This is a genomic window from Thermoanaerobacterium calidifontis, from assembly GCF_055381745.1.
Genome location: NZ_AP042436.1, coordinates 20,390 through 38,343 on the forward strand (window position 1 = coordinate 20,390; position 17,954 = coordinate 38,343).

General features: G+C 38.2%; 17 protein-coding genes, 2 tRNA genes, 1 riboswitch and 2 other annotated features (1 of these 22 cut by a window edge). Of the genes, 16 read left to right on the forward strand and 3 right to left on the reverse strand.

Translation table 11 applies throughout. The features are described from left to right. Window positions 1-102 (forward strand) — a binding site (T-box leader); it begins 127 nt to the left of the window's first position. A gap of 43 nt (window positions 103-145) precedes the next feature. The 12 genes from ilvN (at window position 146) to ribH (ending at window position 12,645) form a co-directional block, all read left to right on the forward strand. Next, a complete protein-coding gene (ilvN, locus tag ACZ42G_RS00105; protein ID WP_041592037.1) occupies window positions 146-649 on the forward strand; it encodes an acetolactate synthase small subunit in 504 nt (167 codons plus the stop codon). Beyond that, a complete protein-coding gene (gene ilvC / locus ACZ42G_RS00110; protein ID WP_085113259.1) occupies window positions 650-1,645 on the forward strand; it encodes a ketol-acid reductoisomerase in 996 nt (331 codons plus the stop codon). A 15-nt stretch (window positions 1,646-1,660) separates the two neighbouring features. Then, on the forward strand, window positions 1,661-2,854 hold the full coding sequence (locus ACZ42G_RS00115) for a 2-isopropylmalate synthase (RefSeq protein ID WP_085113260.1): 1,194 nt from the start codon (window positions 1,661-1,663) through the stop codon (window positions 2,852-2,854). Next, on the forward strand, window positions 2,845-4,101 hold the full coding sequence (gene leuC / locus ACZ42G_RS00120) for a 3-isopropylmalate dehydratase large subunit (RefSeq protein WP_085113261.1): 1,257 nt from the start codon (window positions 2,845-2,847) through the stop codon (window positions 4,099-4,101). Before ACZ42G_RS00115 ends, leuC begins: the two co-directional genes overlap by 10 nt. After that, on the forward strand, window positions 4,102-4,587 hold the full coding sequence (leuD, locus tag ACZ42G_RS00125; RefSeq protein ID WP_464850896.1) for a 3-isopropylmalate dehydratase small subunit: 486 nt from the start codon (window positions 4,102-4,104) through the stop codon (window positions 4,585-4,587). It abuts the gene before it with no gap. Beyond that, a complete protein-coding gene (gene leuB, locus ACZ42G_RS00130) occupies window positions 4,588-5,655 on the forward strand; it encodes a 3-isopropylmalate dehydrogenase (RefSeq protein ID WP_274893690.1) in 1,068 nt (355 codons plus the stop codon). Window positions 5,656-5,659: 4 nt separating this feature from the next. After that, complete coding sequence (gene ilvD, locus ACZ42G_RS00135) at window positions 5,660-7,324, forward strand: dihydroxy-acid dehydratase (protein ID WP_464850898.1); 1,665 nt, start codon at window positions 5,660-5,662, stop codon at window positions 7,322-7,324. Between the two features lie 34 nt (window positions 7,325-7,358). Continuing rightward, complete coding sequence (ilvB, locus tag ACZ42G_RS00140) at window positions 7,359-9,014, forward strand: biosynthetic-type acetolactate synthase large subunit (RefSeq protein WP_464850900.1); 1,656 nt, start codon at window positions 7,359-7,361, stop codon at window positions 9,012-9,014. A gap of 44 nt (window positions 9,015-9,058) precedes the next feature. After that, window positions 9,059-9,172: riboswitch (FMN riboswitch) on the forward strand. A 62-nt stretch (window positions 9,173-9,234) separates the two neighbouring features. Then, window positions 9,235-10,317: a bifunctional diaminohydroxyphosphoribosylaminopyrimidine deaminase/5-amino-6-(5-phosphoribosylamino)uracil reductase RibD gene (gene ribD, locus ACZ42G_RS00145; RefSeq protein WP_464850902.1), complete on the forward strand. Its 1,083-nt coding sequence runs from the start codon at window positions 9,235-9,237 to the stop codon at window positions 10,315-10,317. 8 nt (window positions 10,318-10,325) lie between these two features. Continuing rightward, entirely contained in the window at window positions 10,326-10,946 is a 621-nt protein-coding gene (locus ACZ42G_RS00150) for a riboflavin synthase (protein WP_464850904.1), read from the forward strand. Between the two features lie 14 nt (window positions 10,947-10,960). Further along, on the forward strand, window positions 10,961-12,151 hold the full coding sequence (locus ACZ42G_RS00155; RefSeq protein ID WP_464850906.1) for a bifunctional 3,4-dihydroxy-2-butanone-4-phosphate synthase/GTP cyclohydrolase II: 1,191 nt from the start codon (window positions 10,961-10,963) through the stop codon (window positions 12,149-12,151). Window positions 12,152-12,174: 23 nt separating this feature from the next. Beyond that, entirely contained in the window at window positions 12,175-12,645 is a 471-nt protein-coding gene (gene ribH / locus ACZ42G_RS00160) for a 6,7-dimethyl-8-ribityllumazine synthase (RefSeq protein WP_464850907.1), read from the forward strand. Between the two features lie 44 nt (window positions 12,646-12,689). On the opposite strand, the gene ytvI is transcribed toward ribH, so the two are convergent. Both ytvI and ACZ42G_RS00170 read right to left on the reverse strand, forming a co-directional pair. Further along, on the reverse strand, window positions 12,690-13,754 hold the full coding sequence (ytvI, locus tag ACZ42G_RS00165; protein ID WP_085113269.1) for a sporulation integral membrane protein YtvI: 1,065 nt from the start codon (window positions 13,752-13,754) through the stop codon (window positions 12,690-12,692). Between the two features lie 91 nt (window positions 13,755-13,845). Beyond that, window positions 13,846-14,013, reverse strand: a complete 168-nt coding sequence (locus tag ACZ42G_RS00170; protein ID WP_013786853.1) for a hypothetical protein — start codon at window positions 14,011-14,013, stop codon at window positions 13,846-13,848. A 146-nt stretch (window positions 14,014-14,159) separates the two neighbouring features. Between ACZ42G_RS00170 and lepB the strand changes: the two genes are divergently transcribed. The 4 genes from lepB to ACZ42G_RS00190 all read left to right on the forward strand — a co-directional run bounded on the left by lepB (window position 14,160) and on the right by ACZ42G_RS00190 (window position 16,534). Continuing rightward, window positions 14,160-14,696 (forward strand): signal peptidase I, encoded by a 537-nt coding sequence (gene lepB / locus ACZ42G_RS00175; protein WP_013786854.1) that lies wholly within the window; start codon window positions 14,160-14,162, stop codon window positions 14,694-14,696. Window positions 14,697-14,741: 45 nt separating this feature from the next. Further along, window positions 14,742-14,927 (forward strand) — a binding site (T-box leader). Between the two features lie 34 nt (window positions 14,928-14,961). After that, complete coding sequence (gene serS / locus ACZ42G_RS00180; RefSeq protein ID WP_085113270.1) at window positions 14,962-16,233, forward strand: serine--tRNA ligase; 1,272 nt, start codon at window positions 14,962-14,964, stop codon at window positions 16,231-16,233. 84 nt (window positions 16,234-16,317) lie between these two features. Further along, window positions 16,318-16,406 (forward strand) — tRNA-Ser (locus tag ACZ42G_RS00185). Window positions 16,407-16,440: 34 nt separating this feature from the next. Beyond that, window positions 16,441-16,534, forward strand: a tRNA-Ser gene (locus ACZ42G_RS00190). 47 nt (window positions 16,535-16,581) lie between these two features. Here the strand turns inward: ACZ42G_RS00190 and ACZ42G_RS00195 are convergent. Further along, window positions 16,582-17,808 (reverse strand): LCP family protein, encoded by a 1,227-nt coding sequence (locus tag ACZ42G_RS00195; protein WP_464850910.1) that lies wholly within the window; start codon window positions 17,806-17,808, stop codon window positions 16,582-16,584. Window positions 17,809-17,954: the final 146 nt, after the last annotated feature.

Sequence of the window (17,954 nt, forward strand, 5' to 3'; positions counted from 1 at the left end):
GTAAGACCTGCGTTAAAGGTAAAGTATGATTACTTGCTGAGGCATTTGCCGTGAGGTAAATGCGAAATCAGGTGGTACCGCGAGATGATCCTCGCCCTGAATATGGGGCGGGGATTTTTTAATATGTGAAAGGGGTGATATTATCATACACACAATATCTGTCTTGGTAAACAATCATTCTGGTGTATTGTCGCGAGTTGTAGGTCTTTTCTCAAGAAGAGGCTACAACATTGAAAGCTTGGCTGTAGGCACCACAGAACAAAACGATCAATCTCGCATTACCTTAACAGTCGATGGTGACGATTATGTGATAACACAAATAATAAGACAGCTTAGCAAACTGTATGATGTCATTAAAGTACAAGATGTAGGTAAATTCCCTAATGTATCAAGGGAGCTTGTACTGGTGAAAGTCGAGATCAATTCCAGCACGAGAGATGACATCATGCATATCGTAGATACTTTTAGAGGCAAAGTCATTGATATTTCACTGGATTCTATCATCATTGAAATGACTGGAGACACTGAAAAAGTAGAGGCATTTATAAAACTCATCAAACAGTTTCAAGTCAGAGAACTTACAAGAACAGGTCTTATAACTTTAGAAAGAGGAAATAGAATTTTAAAAGAATATGAGGAGGAATTGTAAATGGCAAGAATGTATTATGATGAAGATGCAGATTTAAACCTTTTGAAAGGAAAGAAAATTGCGATAATTGGGTACGGCAGTCAGGGACATGCACATGCTCTTAATTTAAAAGATTCTGGTTTAGATGTTGTGGTAGGTCTATATGAGGGAAGTAAATCTGCTGAAAGAGCAAAGCAGGATGGACTTACGGTGTTAAACGTAGATGATGCATGTGAATCAGCAGACATAATAATGATTTTAATACCTGATGAAAAGCAATCAAAAGTTTACAAAGAAAGCATAGAAAAGCACTTAAAACCTGGAAATGCTTTGGTTTTTGCCCATGGTTTCAATATACACTTCCATCAGATTGTGCCGCCAGAGTACGTTGATGTATTCATGGTAGCGCCAAAAGGGCCTGGACATTTGGTAAGAAGGGTTTTTACAGAAGGAAAAGGCGTTCCTGATTTGGTTGCGGTTCATCAAAATTACACTGGAAAAGCTTTTGAGACAGCATTGGCTTATGCAAAGGGAATTGGAGGCACAAGAGCAGGTGTCTTAGAGACTACTTTTAAAGAGGAGACAGAGACGGATCTTTTTGGTGAACAAGCAGTTTTGTGCGGCGGTGTTACAGAGCTTATGAAAGCAGGTTTTGAAACTTTGGTAGAAGCCGGTTATCAGCCTGAAATAGCATATTTTGAGTGTATACACGAGATGAAGCTTATAGTGGATTTGATATATGAAGGCGGCTTTGCCAACATGAGGTATTCCATCTCTGATACAGCAGAGTACGGTGATTATATGACAGGCAAAAGGATAATAACGGAAGATACGAGAAATGAAATGAAACAAGTTTTGAAGGAAATCCAGACAGGAGAATTTGCAAAGAAATGGCTTTTGGAAAATGCTGTAGGAAGACCGCAGTTTAATGCCATAAGAGAGAGAGAAGCAAATCAAAAGCTTGAGAAGGTAGGAAAAGAGCTCCGTGGAATGATGTCATGGCTTAAAAAGAAGTAAAGAGGGGGCTTGTTTATGGGGGATAGAAAAGTCATTGTTTTTGATACGACATTGAGAGATGGTGAGCAGACGCCAGGCGTCAATTTCGACAAGGAAACTAAATATAAGATAGCAAATAAGCTTGTTTCACTTGGAGTTGACGTAATAGAAGCCGGCTTTCCTGCTGCATCAAACGGTGATTTTGAAGCTGTAAAGTATGTAGGGGAGAATTTAGATGGCGTCACTGTCGCAGGATTGTCAAGATGTGTGAAAAGCGATATAGATAGAACATATGAAGCATTAAAAAATGCGAAAAAGTCCAGGATACATCTTTTTATTGCCACATCTGATATTCATTTAAAATACAAGTTAAAAATATCCAGAGATGAAGCTTTAAAAATGGCAGTTGACAGTGTGAAATATGCTTTAGGTAAATTTGATGAAATTCAATTTTCTGCTGAAGATGCATCAAGGACTGATTGGGATTTCTTGGTCAAAGTGTTTAACGAAGTCATTGATGCTGGAGCTAAGATAATAAATATACCTGATACGGTAGGATATGCCGTTCCAAAAGAATTTGGCAGATTGGTAGAGTACGTAAAAGATAACATTCACGACAGAGAAAATGTGACGATAAGCGTCCACTGCCACAACGACCTTGGCATGGCTGTGGTAAACTCACTTTCAGCAGTTGAAAGCGGTGCGGATCAAGTGGAAGTTACTGTATGTGGAATAGGGGAAAGAGCTGGAAATGCTGCTTTAGAAGAAGTCATCATGGCCATAAATACAAGAAAGGATTATTTTAATGTAATCCATGGCATAAACACAAAGGAAATTTACAGCACATGCAAGCTGGTAAGTGAGATGGCAGGGATAGAACTTCAACCAAACAAAGCCATTGTTGGATTTAACGCTTTTAGGCATACTGCTGGAATCCATCAACACGGTGTCATAAACAATAAAGCTACCTACGAGATAATGAAGCCAGAAGATATAGGCATAACGACTGATCATATATCTATGGGCAAATTATCCGGCAGAAATGCCTTTGAATTGAAGTTAAAAAACATGGGATTCAATCTTTCGCGAGATGAGATAAATATCGCTTTTAAGAGATTTAAAGACGTAGCTGACAATAAAAAAGTTGTAGATGATGAAGATATAAGAGAAATCGTAGAAGATGTAATTTTAAACAGTAAGAGTTTTAAGGAGGGAGAGCTTTGGGGTTAACACTTACACAAAAAATTTTAGCTAATAAAGCCGGATATGAAGTTAAACCTGGAGATCTTATAGAGATAGACGTTGACATGGTGTTAGGCAATGATGTCACATCGCCTGTTGCCATAAAAGAGTTTTTAAAGATAGGTGTAAAGGAAGTATTCGACAAAGAGAAAATTGCATTAGTGCCTGACCATTTTGTCCCAAACAAAGACATAAAGTCTGCAGAACAAGTAAATATCGTAAGGAAATTTGCCAGAGAATACGGCATCGTAAACTTCTTTGAAGTAGGGCAAATGGGGATAGAACATGCCCTTTTGCCGGAAAAAGGCTTAGTATTGCCAGGAGATGTGGTAATAGGTGCAGATTCTCATACATGCACGTACGGTGCAATAACGTGTTTCTCTACAGGAATAGGAAGCACTGATATGGCCTGTGCCATGGCTACAGGCAAGGCTTGGTTTAAGGTTCCCGAAGCCATAAAGTTTAATCTTAAAGGAAAGCTTAATAAATGGGTAAGCGGAAAAGACGTCATACTGTACATCATCGGCATGATAGGTGTAGATGGCGCACTTTATAAGTCGATGGAATTTACTGGCGACATCTCGTCTTTGTCGATTGATGACAGGTTTACAATTGCAAATATGGCTATAGAAGCAGGGGCTAAAAATGGTATTTTCGATTACGACGAAATTACCGAAGCATATGTTTTGGGGAGAGCAAAGAGAAATTACAAAGTGTTTAAAGCTGATGATGATGCAGAATACGTAAAGACATACGATATAGACTTATCAACGATAAAGCCGCAAGTGGCATTTCCTCACTTGCCTGAAAACACAAAGTCCATAGATGATGTTGGAAATGTAAAGATAGATCAAGTTGTAATAGGTTCTTGTACAAATGGCCGTCTACAAGATATGGAAGTGACGTATGAAATTTTAAAAGGCAAGAAGGTTCATCCAGATGTAAGGTTGATAATATTCCCAGCTACACAAGACATATACTTGGAATGTGTAAGAAGAGGCTATATAGAAGAATTCATAAAGGCAGGTGCTGCTGTATCTACGCCTACATGCGGCCCTTGTTTAGGCGGTCACATGGGGATACTTGCAAAAGGTGAAAGGGCAATATCCACTACAAACAGAAACTTTGTTGGCAGGATGGGTCACACAGAAAGCGAAGTGTACTTGGCAAGTCCTGCTGTAGCAGCGGCATCAGCCATAAAAGGCTATATAGCAAGTCCTGAGGAGGTGGCTTAATTGGAAGGAAAGGCAATAAAGTACGGCGATAATGTGGATACGGATGTAATAATACCTGCAAGGTTTTTAAATACATCTGATCCAAAAGAACTTGCTGCCCATTGCATGGAAGATTTAGATAAGAGCTTTAAAGATAGAGTCAAATCGGGAGATATAATGGTTGCAGGAGACAATTTTGGCTGCGGTTCATCAAGAGAACATGCTCCTATAGCCATAAAGGAGTCTGGCATATCGTGTGTCATCGCAAAGTCGTTTGCCAGAATATTTTACAGAAATGCCATAAATATAGGATTGCCTATATTGGAATGTCCTGATGCGGCATCTTCGATAGAAGACGATGATATTGTTTCAGTCGATTTTGAGACAGGTGTCATAAAAGACATAACAAAAGGCATCGAGTTTAAATCGCAGCCATTTCCTGAGTTTATAAAGAAGATAATCGAATGTGGCGGCCTTGTAAACTACGTGAAGGAAAAGGTGGTATAGATGTACAAGATAGCTGTATTACCAGGGGATGGAATAGGAAAAGAAGTAATGGAGGAAGCACTTAAAGTATTAGATGCTGTTTCAGAAAAATACAACATCCAATTTGAAGTAAAGAAGTATCTGTTTGGCGGCTGTGCCATTGATGAGTTTGGAACGCCGTACCCTAAGGAAACAGAAGAAGCGTGCCTTAAAAGCGATGCAGTTTTGTTAGGGGCTGTTGGTGGGCCTAAGTGGGATGATCTGGATGGCGATAAGAGGCCTGAGGCAGGTCTTTTATCGTTGAGAAAAAGCCTTGGCGTGTATGCCAATTTAAGGCCTGCCACTCTCTTTAATTCTTTAAGAAGTGCATCTCCTTTGAAAGACGAAATTTTAAAGGATGGGTTAGATGTACTTGTTGTAAGGGAATTGACAGGTGGCATATATTTTGGCGATAGAGGAACGGAAAAGATTGATTACGGGTATAAGGCATATGATACAGAATCGTATACCACCATGGAAATAGAGAGGATTGCCCATATAGCGTTTAAAGCGGCGAGAAACCGCAAGAAAAAAGTCACATCGGTTGATAAGGCCAATATTTTGGATTCATCAAGATTATGGAGAAAAGTCGTCAATGAAGTGAGTAAAGAATACCCAGATGTAGAATTAAACCATCAGTATGTTGACAATTGCTCTATGCAGCTTATAAAAGATCCATCACAGTTTGACGTGATACTTACATCAAATATGTTTGGAGACATATTGTCTGATGAAGCATCACAGCTTACTGGATCAATAGGAATGTTGCCATCAGCCAGCTTGAGAGGTGACAAAGTTGGGCTTTACGAACCTGTACACGGTTCGGCTCCTGATATTGCTGGCACGAAGAAAGCTAATCCTTTAGCTACAATACTATCTGTCGCAATGATGCTGGAGTATTCCTTTGACATGGTTGATGCCGCAAATGACATAAGAAAGGCGGTAAACGACCTATTGGAGGATGGCTACAGGACTCCTGATTTAGGAAAAGGCACTATTTTAAACACCGAAGAGATGGGCGACATGGTTGTAAAGTATTTAAAGAGGTGATTTTATGATAAGCGATAGCGTAAAAAAAGGAGTGGAAAAAGCGCCCCACAGGTCACTTTTGTACGCTTTAGGGCTTACAGATGATGAGATAAATAGGCCTTTAATAGGCATAGCTAATTCAAAAAACGACATAATTCCTGGACACATAAATCTTGACAAGATTGCAGAAGCAGTAAAAGCTGGTGTAAGGCTTGCTGGCGGCACTCCTTTAGAATTTTCCACAATAGGTGTCTGTGATGGAATAGCCATGAATCACAAAGGGATGAAGTATTCTCTTGCTTCAAGGGAATTGATAGCCGACAGCGTTGAGACGATGGCTATGGCCCATGGCCTTGACGGACTTGTGCTTATACCAAACTGCGACAAGATAGTTCCAGGTATGCTTATGGCGGCCGCAAGGCTAAACATACCAGCTATCGTAATAAGCGGAGGCCCGATGCTGGCTGGAAGTTACGAAGGAGAAGCATGCGATTTAAGCTCCATGTTTGAGGCGGTAGGCGCATTGAAGGCAGGCAAGATAAGTGAGGACGAGTTAAAGGCGATGGAGATGTCTGCTTGTCCTACGTGTGGTTCATGTTCAGGAATGTTTACCGCAAATACGATGAATTGCCTTACAGAAGGGCTTGGCATAGGACTTCCTGGTAACGGCACGATACCTGCTGTTTACTCAGAAAGGATAAGGCTTGCTAAAAAAGCAGGAATGAAGATAGTGGAGCTTGTAGAAAAGGATATTAAGGCAAGGGATATTTTGACAGAAGATGCTTTTATAAATGCCTTTTGCTTAGACATGGCTTTGGGAGGCTCTACAAATACAGTTCTCCATTTAAAGGCTATTGCACACGAAGCTGGAGTCCATATACCTCTCGAAAAGATAAATGAAATCAATGAGAAGGTTCCAAACCTGTGCAAATTAAGCCCTGCAGGAAAGTATCATATAGAAGATCTCTACCATGCAGGTGGCATACAGGCAGTATTGAAAGAACTGTCAAAATTAGGAGTCTTAAATACAGATTGCATTACAGTCACATGCGATACGATCGGTGAAAATTTCAAAGATGCGCGGATAAAAAATCATGATGTAATACACTCAGTAGAAGATCCCTACAGCAATACAGGTGGCTTGGCGATTTTGTACGGAAATATTGCGAAAGACGGTTCTGTAGTAAAGGCGTCTGCAGTAGCTAAAGAGATGCTTCGCCATTCTGGTCCTGCAAGAGTCTTTGATTCAGAAGATGAAGCCATAAAAGCCATTTATGATGGCAAGATACAAAAAGGCGATGTCGTTGTAATAAGGTATGAAGGGCCAAAAGGCGGTCCTGGCATGAGGGAGATGTTAAGCCCTACATCAGCACTGGCAGGCATGGGACTTGATAAGGATGTAGCGCTTATTACAGATGGAAGATTTTCTGGCGCCACAAGAGGAGCTTGCATAGGTCATGTGTCGCCTGAAGCGATGGAAGGTGGAGAAATCGCTTTGATAAAAGATGGGGATATCATTGAAATAGACATACCGGGAAGAAAGCTTAACTTAAAGATAGACGATGAAGAAATGGAAGAAAGAAGAAAAAACTTTAGAAGGCCGGAGCCTCACATTAAGACAGGTTACATGGCAAGGTACGCCAGATTAGTCACATCTGCAAATACTGGTGCGGTTTTAAAAAATGATTGACAAAGCTTAAATTCCATGAAAGGAGGCGCATATCGTGATCATAAAAGGTTCGCAGGTTGTCATAGAAGTATTAAAAGAGCAAGGAGTAGAAGTCGTTTTTGGCATTCCTGGCGGTGCCGTCATACCTCTTTACGATGCTTTGTACGATTCTGACTTGCGGCATATCCTTGCAACGCATGAACAGATGGCTGCCCACATGGCAGATGGATACGCAAGAGTGACTGGAAAAGTTGGCGTGTGCTTTGCTACATCAGGACCTGGTGCTACCAATTTAGTCACAGGAATAGCCAATGCCTACATGGACTCTGTGCCAATAGTTGCTATAACAGGGCAAGTTGCTACAAGCCTTATAGGAAAGGACTCTTTTCAAGAAGTGGATATTGCAGGAATCACGATGCCTGTGACAAAGCACAATTTTATTGTGAAATCACCTGATAAATTAGCGGACACTTTGAGAGAAGCCTTTTTTATAGCGAAAGATGGAAGACCAGGCCCTGTTCTTGTAGACATACCAAAGGACATTCAGACTGCAGATATAAACTTCGTCAAGCGAAAGGATTTTTATGTTGAAGTAAAGAAGCATCAAGTGTTAGAAGCAGATTTAGTAAAGGCAGCCCAGTTAATCTCATCAAGCAAAAGACCAGTTATTTTTGCCGGTGGTGGAGTAATATGGAGCGAAGCATCGAAGAATTTGTACGATTTTGCTAAAAAGCACATGATACCTGTAGCTACTTCGCTTATGGGCCTTGGATGCTTTCCAGAAGATGATGAGTTGTCATTAGGGCTTATTGGAATGCATGGAAGCAGATATGCCAATACGGCCGTTTATAAATCAGATTTGGTGATTGCAGTAGGGTCAAGGTTTAGCGACAGAGTCGCCGGTAAAGCAGGTGGTCTGGCGCCAAATGCAAAAGTCATTCACATCGATATCGATCCTGCGGAAATCGGCAAAAATATCGATGTTGATGTGCCATTAGTAGGAGATATCAAAGAAGTCTTGTCTCTTTTAAATGGAATGATAAAAGAAAAAGACAATAGGGAATGGATTAATGAACTTATATCGATAAAAGACAAAACGTCCTTTAAATATAAAGATGATGGGAAATTGAAGCCACAGTGGATAGTAGAAAGGGTTCAAGAGCTTGGAGGAGACAATCTTGTAGTAGCGACAGAAGTAGGGCAAAACCAGATGTGGGCGGCTCAATACTATAAATTCAAAGAGCCAAGGACATTTGTCACATCCGGTGGATTAGGTACCATGGGCTTTGGACTTCCTGCATCAATAGGTGCACAAGTAGGGAGAGATGACAAAAGAGTGGTGAATATTGCAGGTGACGGCAGCATAAGGATGAATATTCATGCCCTTGAAACGATGTCGGTGTACAACATACCTGTTATAACGATAATCCTCAACAATCAGACACTTGGCATGGTTAGACAATGGCAAAATCTCCTTTACGACAAAAGATTTTCTCAGACAGATTTAAACCCGAATCTCAATTTTTCAAAAGTCGCCGAAGCTTTTGGGGTAACCGGAAGAAGAATTTACACGAAAGAAGAATTTACAGATGCTTTTAGTGAAGCATTGTCAAACAACAAGCCTTATGTTTTAGAGTGTATCATAGACAAAGATGAGATGGTTCTGCCATTTATTCCTGCTGGAGGAACCATTGAAGAGATGATAGACTAGCATTTTTATAAAATTAATGTTATAATTATAGAAACTAAATAAGATTAAACCTTCAGGGATTGGTGAAATTCCATACCGGCGGTAAAGCCCGCGAGCCTTATGGCAGATCTGGTTAGATTCCAGAGCCGACAGTATAGTCTGGATGAAAGAAGGTGAAATGGCAATTGTCATTATGCCCTGAAGTATTACATGCTTCAGGGCTAATTTTTTGAGGTGATTTATGGAGAAATACATGAAAAGGGCATTAAAGCTTGCTAAACTTGGTGTAGGACACACAAACCCAAATCCTTTAGTAGGAGCTGTAATTGTTAAAAATGGCAAAATTATAGGTGAAGGCTATCATGAATACTATGGAGGACCACATGCGGAAATAAATGCATTAAAAAATGCTAAAGAAGATGTAAATGGAGCCACGCTTTATGTGACATTGGAACCGTGTTGCCATCATGGAAAAACACCACCTTGTGTCGATGCTGTCATAAAATCAGGCATAAAAAATGTTTTTATCGCTATGGAGGATCCAAATGAACTTGTAGCAGGAAAAGGAATTAAAAAGCTTGAAGAAGCTGGTTTAAATGTTTATACTGGATTGTTAAAAGATGAAGCAGAGAAATTGAATGAAGTATTTATAAAGTACATCATAAGTAGAGAACCTTATGTAATATTAAAATCCGCCATAACAATTGATGGAAAGATATCGACTTTTACAGGCGATTCTAAGTGGATAACAAATGAAAAATCAAGGGAGCATGTCCATAAAGTTAGAGGCAGCGTTATGGCAATAATGGTAGGTATTAATACAGTTATAAAAGATAATCCACATCTTACTGTTAGATTGCAAGGATATAAAAACCCTTTAAGAGTTATTGTGGATAGTCACGGCAGGATTCCATTAGATGCAAATGTCATCATTGATAAATCTGCTAAGACATTAATAGCTACAACAGATATGATGCCACATGATAAGGTGAAAGCTTTGAATGATTTGGGTGTTGATGTTGTTACAATCGAAAAAAAAGATAATAAAGTCCATCTAAAGAAATTGATCTATACGTTAGGGGAAAGAGGGATAGATAGTATTCTCATAGAAGGTGGAGGAACTCTCAACTATTCTGCTTTAAAAGAAGGAATAGTAGACAAAGTTATGTTTTATATTGCTCCAAAAATAATAGGTGGAAGCAATTCATTAACGCCTGTGGAAGGTGATGGCATTGCTTTGATTAAAGATGCAATAATGATTGAAAAGATAGATATAAAAAAATTTGACGATGACATACTTATAGAAGGTTATATAAAAAAGTAGGTGTTAAGATGTTTACAGGAATTATAGAAGAAGTTGGAAAGGTCAAAATGATTCAAAGAGGAAATATTACCAAAATAGCAGTAGAGTGCAAAAAAGTCTTAGATGGTGTAAGAATTGGAGATAGCATAGCTGTAAATGGAGTATGCTTAACGGTTACAAATATAGGTAAAGATTTATTTACATCAGATATAATGTATGAAACACTTAAAACAAGCAATTTAGGAAGTTTAAAGATAGGAAGCATTGTCAATTTAGAAAGGGCATTAAGCATATCAGGTAGGCTAAATGGACACATTGTGACGGGACATGTAGATACTGTTGGTACAATAATTGATAAAAACAAAATAAACAGTACGACGACATTTAAAATTAAAATTGATGAAAGATATTCAAAATATGTGGCTGATAAAGGAAGTATTGCTGTGGATGGAATAAGTTTGACAGTGGTAGAATCATCAGCTTCATACTTTACAGTGTCAATTATACCCCATACAGAGAACAATACAACTTTAAATATAAAAAGAATCGGAGATACCGTAAATATTGAAGTTGACATACTTTCAAAGTATGCAGAAAGGCTTTTAGCGAAGAAAAACGTTGATGAATTTTTAATAGAAAATTATTTATAAGGAGATGTTCATAAATGTTTGATACTATTGAAAGCGCAATAGAAGATATAAAAAATGGAAAAATGGTCATTGTAGTCGATGATGAAGATAGAGAGAATGAAGGGGATTTAGTTATGGCTGCGGAAAAAGTGACAAGTGACCATGTGAACTTTATGATAAAGTACGGCCGTGGATTGGTATGTGTTCCTATGATGGGGGAGAGGCTTAAAAAATTAAACATTGGCAAGATGGTGTTTGATAATACCGATAAAAAAGAAACTGCTTTTACAGTATCTGTAGATCATAAAAACTGTAAAACTGGAATTTCTGCTTATGAAAGAGCACTTACTATAAAAATGCTTATAGATGATGAATCGATGCCGGATGACTTTACAAAGCCAGGACATGTATTTCCATTGGAAGCGAAAGAAGGAGGAGTATTAGTAAGAGCGGGACATACGGAAGCAGCGTGTGATTTAGCAAGGCTTGCAGGTCTTAAAAGTGCTGGTGTAATCTGCGAAATAATAAAAGATGATGGGAAAATGGCTAGGCTTCCAGAGCTAATTGAATTTTCAAAAAAATTTAATTTAAAAATAATATCTATCGCTGATCTCATAGAATATAGAAGAAAAAATGAAAAACTGGTGAAAAGAGTGGCAGAAGCATATTTGCCCACAAAGTATGGAGATTTTACGATAATAGGTTATGAAGAAATCTTAACAGGTAAAGAACACGTTGCGTTGGTGAAAGGTTATTTATCTGATAGTCCTACATTAGTCAGGGTTCATTCAGAATGTTTGACAGGCGACATTATGGGTTCATTAAGATGTGATTGTGGCGATCAGCTTCATACATCGATGGAGAAGATTGGAAAAGAAGGAGGTGTACTATTGTATCTAAGACAAGAAGGCAGAGGAATAGGACTTTTAAACAAGATTAAAGCATATCATTTGCAGGATGAGGGACTTGACACGGTAGATGCCAACATCAGATTAGGTTTTCCGGATGATATGAGAGAGTATGGGATTGGAGCTCAGATTTTGAAGGACCTTGGGCTTAAAAAACTCAGGATAATGACAAATAATCCCAAAAAACTGGTTGGTATTTCAGGTTATGGCCTTGAAATTGTAGAAAGAGTTCCTATAGAGGTTTCAATCAATAGACACAATGAAAGATATCTTAAAACAAAAAAAGAAAAATTTGACCACATATTTACTTCATTTTAAAAATAAGCAAAGGAGAGATTGTATTGAAAAAGTATGAAGGAAAACTCATTGGAAATGGCTTAAAAGTAGGCATTGTTGTAAGCAGATTTAATGAATTTATAACAAATAAACTTTTGGATGGTGCTTTGGATGCTTTAAGAAGACATGGTGTAGATGATGAAAGCATTGACATTGCTTGGACGCCAGGCGCATTTGAAATACCCCTTATATCAAAGAAGATGGCCACATCAAAAAAATACGATGCAATTATCGCGCTGGGTGCTGTAATAAGAGGCGATACACCGCATTTTGATTATGTTGCAAATGAAGTATCAAAAGGAGTAGCAAAAATATCGGTAGATTATGATGTGCCTGTAATATTTGGAGTCCTTACGACGGATACAGTTGAACAGGCAATCATGAGGGCTGGAACAAAGTCAGGCAATAAAGGGTTTGAAGCGGCTGTTACGGCAATTGAGATGGCCAATTTGATAAAGGAAATAGAAAGCTTATAAAAAAATACCCATCTTAAGAGCATTACGCTTTTAAGATGGGTATTTTACTTCCATGATGGTATTATGCCGGATTTTTGGAATGTTTTAAAGACGACTACGAAAACTGGCCCCATTATAAGCCCAAGACCACCAAAAAGCCTTGCACCGATAAACATGGATAAAAGCGTTACAAGAGGATGAAGGCCTATGCTTTGGCCGACTATCTTTGGCTCTATCATCTGCCTTACGACTGTGACGATGGCATATATGATAAGCAAGTAGATTCCAATAAGGTAGTTTTTGGTGAATATGTTGTACAATGCCCATGGGACTAATACAGAGCCTGATCCTAAAACAGGCAGTATATCTATAAAGCTGACTAAAAGCCCCAGCAAAAATGCGTAATCAAAACCTATTATCGTAAGCCCTATGGAAACTTCTAAAAAAGTGATAAACATTATGGTTATTTCAGCCCTTATAAAGCCTATTAAAGTTTGAAAGAGATCTCCTTTTATATTTTCAGCGTGAAATGCCCAATTGGATGGAAACTGTCTTTTTATAAAGTTTAATATGAGCCATTTGTCTTTGCTTAAAAAGAACGTTGATACGATTGTTATTATTGACATAAAGAAAAAGTTAGGCAGCTTTGTTGCCAAGCCTAATATCCATCCTGCGAAGTTTTTAGCGTACACAGATATATTATTTAAAATCGATTGAAGATTGCTTTCTAAGAAAGTTGAGATGTTTGTAGGAAGCGATACATAATATCTCCTAATTCTGTCTATCAAATCAGATATCACTACATCAAAATTCTTTGTGTAACTTGGTGCGTGTTCAGCTAAAGTATTGAGTTCGAATACAAGCTGTGTGACTAAAAGGCTTATTAAAAGACCGATTATTCCAATCAATAAAAGTATAAAGAATGCAGATGACAAACCCCTTGGTATTTTCAGTTTTTTTTCTGAAAACTCTACGGCAGGGTCAATTAAAATAGCCAAAAACAATGCCACTGCAAAAGGCATTAAAAATGGAATAAGCTTAAACACAAATAGGTAAAAGCTCAGTATGACTGCTAATATTACAATTGAATTTCTTATAGTGCTTTGATACCGTGAGAGAAAATCTTTCACGAAAAACCCCTCCTTACTCTTTATTATAGTATCGGAATAGCTATGTGTCTACATAAATGAATAAATAAAATCCGGTTTTGCCGGATTTTATTTATTGGGCGGTCTTTATTTTGATTTCATATGATTTTTTAGCTATTTCTGATTGAGATATTATTCCTTTTTCGATAAGCAATTCTATCAAAGATGTCAAAGCTAAAGTGTTTTTGTACTCTGTGTCTTTTATGTCGGCAATTTCTAATAGGTATTTGATTTCGTTCATCATATTCCCCCATAAATTATTTTATATAGTAATTATTGACACATATATTCATTATATACATTGTTGTTGTAATGTATATAAAGTTAGTATTTGAAATATTGATGTGATATAATAATAACTGTATATTTAAAAAAGGAGATTGGACGATGAAGAGCAATACGAAAAAAGAGATTGTAAGTTGGATACTAACTATTGGGCTTGCTTTTATCATAGCTATGTTTATCAGGACGTATGTGTTTGAGCTTGTTGACGTACCTACAGGTTCTATGCTTAACACAATACAGCTTAATGATAAGTTTATTGAATTAAAATTCATATACAGATTTGAGCCTATTAAAAGAGGTGACATAGTCGTATTTAAGTATCCCGACGATCCGTCTGTAAGCTTTGTAAAAAGGGTAATCGGAATTGGCGGAGATACCATTGAGATCAAAAATGGGATATTGTATAGAAATGGAAAACCAGTAAAAGAGCCATACCTTAAAGAGCCTATGAATAAAAATGAGACATTTGGGCCGTATAAAGTTCCGCCAAATCACTACTTCATGTTGGGGGATAACCGCAATCAATCTCTTGACTCAAGGTATTGGAAAAACAAATATGTATCCAAAGATGCCATAATGGGCAAAATAGTATTTAGAATTTGGCCTTTAAGCAGATTTGGTTCTATGATTGGCAAATAATTGTTGAAATCGCATTTGTTATATAGTATAATTAGTTTTAAGTTAAAAGAAGCGTTGAAGGGCCAATAGTATGTATTATATTTAAGAGAGCTGGTGGCGGGTGTAAACCAGTATATGTACATATTTATCCAGCCTGGAGCTATGGTTAATAACCATCGGGCGACCGTTAAATCAGTGATGAGGGCTTTTTAAGCCGAATCAGGGTGGCAACACGGAAATCCCGTCCCTACATAGGGCGGGATATTTTTATTAGGAGGTGCAAATGATGCTTGATATTAAAAGGATAAGGAATAATCCAGATGAGGTAAAGAAAGCTATTGAACTTAAAAAAGAAAACTCAAACATCGACGAATTTTTAGAGATTGACGAAAAGAGACGGGAAATCTTAAAGGAACTGGAGTCTTTGAAAAACACCAGAAATAAAGAATCTGAAAACATAGCTAAACTGAAAAAAGAAGGCAAAGACGCTGAAGAATTGATAAAAGAGATGAAGGAAATATCCGACAAAATCAAGGCGATGGAAAGCGAAGTAAAGCAGTACGATGAGAAATTGGAAGAGCTTCTATGGACCATACCAAATATTCCACATGAAAGCGTTCCAGTTGGAGACAGCGATGCTGATAACGTGGAAATCCGCAGATGGGGCGATGTTAGAGAATTTGACTTTGAAGTGAAGCCACACTGGGACATTGGAGTTGAGCTGGGGCTTTTAGACTTTGAAGCGGCATCACGGGTTACAGGTTCCAGATTCACGTTTTACAAAGGATTAGGCTGTAGGCTGGAAAGGGCTCTAATAAACTTCATGATGGATCTTCACACAGAAAAACATGGATACACAGAGGTTTTTCCGCCTTTTATGGTTCATAGAAGAAGCATGTTTGGCACAGGACAGCTTCCTAAATTTGAAGAAGACGCATTTAAGGTGGCTGGGACAGATTATTTCTTGATACCGACTGCTGAAGTTCCGGTTACAAATATGTACAGAGAGACCATAATTGACGGTGAAAAACTTCCTATATACAATTGCGCGTATAGCGCTTGTTTTAGACAGGAAGCCGGTTCTGCAGGGAGAGATACAAGAGGATTAATAAGGCAGCACCAGTTTAATAAAGTAGAACTGGTAAAGATTACAGAGCCTGAGAAATCATACGAAGAACTTGAAAAGATGGTAAGCGATGCTGAAGATGTGCTGAAGACTTTAGGCATACCTTATAGGGTTGTATCTATATGCACTGGAGACCTTGGCTTCACTGCGGCAAAGAAGTACGACCTTGAGGTTTGGATGCCAAGCTACGGAAGGTATGTTGAGATATCATCTTGCAGTAACTGCGAGGACTTTCAGGCAAGGAGAGCAAACATCAAATACAGGCCAAAAGATGGAGGAAAGGCCCAGTATGTCCATACTCTAAATGGTTCAGGTGTGGCAGTCGGCAGGACTTTTGCAGCAATACTTGAAAACTATCAGCAAAAGGATGGTTCTGTAGTTGTGCCTGAAGCTTTAAGGCCGTATATGAGATGTGATGTTATAAGGAAGTAAAAGGATTAAATAACATTAAATAATTGATTCATGAATATTGACAACTTAGCCGGTATATGATATACTTTATATCGTTCCCGGCTTGGAGAGGTGTCCGAGGGGTTTAAGGAGCTGGTCTTGAAAACCAGTGTCTCTTAACGGAGCCGTGGGTTCGAATCCCACCCTCTCCGCCATGAATTTAATATTAAAATAGATTGTAGCTGATATGGAGAAGTACCCAAGTTGGTGAAGGGGCGGTCCTGCTAAGACTGTAGGTCGGGGATAACCCGGCGCGAGGGTTCAAGTCCCTCCTTCTCCGCCATACATAGGCTACTTTTTTTGTTGAAAAAAAGGCGCAATTGCGCCTTTTCATTTTTTATCATTACCTATTATGACGGTGACATCTGTATTGCTTAATTTTTCATCTTTTAATACGTTTTTTATAGACAGAGCATTGGCAACTTTGTGGGCTTTATCAATGCTGGTATTTGCGTAAACGCATGATTCATCGTAATTTTTCGCATCGGCATTGGCGATTTTGACTACGTTAAAGCCAAGATTTTTAAGTTCATCAGCGTACTTTGCAGCCAGTCCTTGTACTTTTGTTCCATTGTAGACCGCAACAGAAATGGTATTATTTATAGGTGAATACGTTATTTGCGAGACTGTGCTTACAGAATCATTGTTTAGGCCGTCTCCAAACATCTCTGATGCCACTTCCATGGCTTTTTGCTGGTCTACAAAATAATAGCTGTAATCACCCATGTATCCGCCTTCTCCTGGCACTATAGAAGTATTTATGTTTTGAGGCTTATTCTTGACGAAGTCTAATGCGTACGTTGTGATGTCTTTTGCTGTCAAATCTGTTTTTAAGTTTTTACTTAGGGTTATGGCCAGAGATGGAATCTTCGTTATTATGGTAGGTGATGTGACTTTCTTTATGAATGATTTCAAAAATTCTTGCTGAGCATTTATTCTTCCTATATCGCCATCTGCATAGCCATGTCTATAACGAACAAATTGCAAAGCTTCTTCACCATTTAATACTTGAAGTCCCTTCTTTAGGTTTATGTGAAGTGGTGGATTTGCCACGTTGTCGTCGTATTTCATGTCAAACGGTATGTTGACCTCAACACCACCTATGGTGTCAATGATATCTTTGAAGCCATCATATGTTAAAATGACGTAGTTGTCTATTTTTATTCCCAATAGATTTTCTACTGCATCTTTTAAACCGTCTATTTTCTGCTCAGAATAAGCCGCATTGATTTTTTTCTCACTTGGTGCATTGTAGCCAGGCCTTGGATAATATGTATCGCGTGGAATCGATAACATATCGATTTCTTTTTTATTTGCATCAAAGCTTGCCACGAATATAGTGTCAGAGAGACCATCGGCATCACCGACAAATAGTATATTTTTTTTGTTCTGACTACTGCTATATTGTTTAGACGTTTTAACTTGATTATTGGTTGTGACAGGATTTTCTTCAGTGTTTACAACGTTTAAATTTCTATAAAACATAAATGCACCTGTGCCAATAGATAAAGCGATTCCTAAAATGACAAGGAGGGAGATTTTTAAAGCCCTTTTCATCCATATATCACATCCTCATTAATCATCATTTTCTATTTATTTCTAATATACATTATATGCCTAAATTAATCAATAAAAATCGCTTTGCATTTTATAAAATGGATATATTATAATAGTGTCAAGAAGTACATTTTAGGATGGTGATT

Coding starts and splice junctions, on each gene's coding strand:
- serS (WP_085113270.1), top strand. CDS start 14,962: ATGCTTGATATTAAAAGGATAAGGAATAATCCAGATGAGGTAAAGAAA.
- ACZ42G_RS00115 (WP_085113260.1), top strand. CDS start 1,661: ATGGGGGATAGAAAAGTCATTGTTTTTGATACGACATTGAGAGATGGT.
- leuB (WP_274893690.1), top strand. CDS start 4,588: ATGTACAAGATAGCTGTATTACCAGGGGATGGAATAGGAAAAGAAGTA.
- ACZ42G_RS00150 (WP_464850904.1), top strand. CDS start 10,326: ATGTTTACAGGAATTATAGAAGAAGTTGGAAAGGTCAAAATGATTCAA.
- ilvC (WP_085113259.1), top strand. CDS start 650: ATGGCAAGAATGTATTATGATGAAGATGCAGATTTAAACCTTTTGAAA.
- ACZ42G_RS00170 (WP_013786853.1), bottom strand. CDS start 14,013: ATGAACGAAATCAAATACCTATTAGAAATTGCCGACATAAAAGACACA.
- ilvD (WP_464850898.1), top strand. CDS start 5,660: ATGATAAGCGATAGCGTAAAAAAAGGAGTGGAAAAAGCGCCCCACAGG.
- ACZ42G_RS00195 (WP_464850910.1), bottom strand. CDS start 17,808: ATGAAAAGGGCTTTAAAAATCTCCCTCCTTGTCATTTTAGGAATCGCT.
- lepB (WP_013786854.1), top strand. CDS start 14,160: ATGAAGAGCAATACGAAAAAAGAGATTGTAAGTTGGATACTAACTATT.
- ribD (WP_464850902.1), top strand. CDS start 9,235: ATGGAGAAATACATGAAAAGGGCATTAAAGCTTGCTAAACTTGGTGTA.
- ACZ42G_RS00155 (WP_464850906.1), top strand. CDS start 10,961: ATGTTTGATACTATTGAAAGCGCAATAGAAGATATAAAAAATGGAAAA.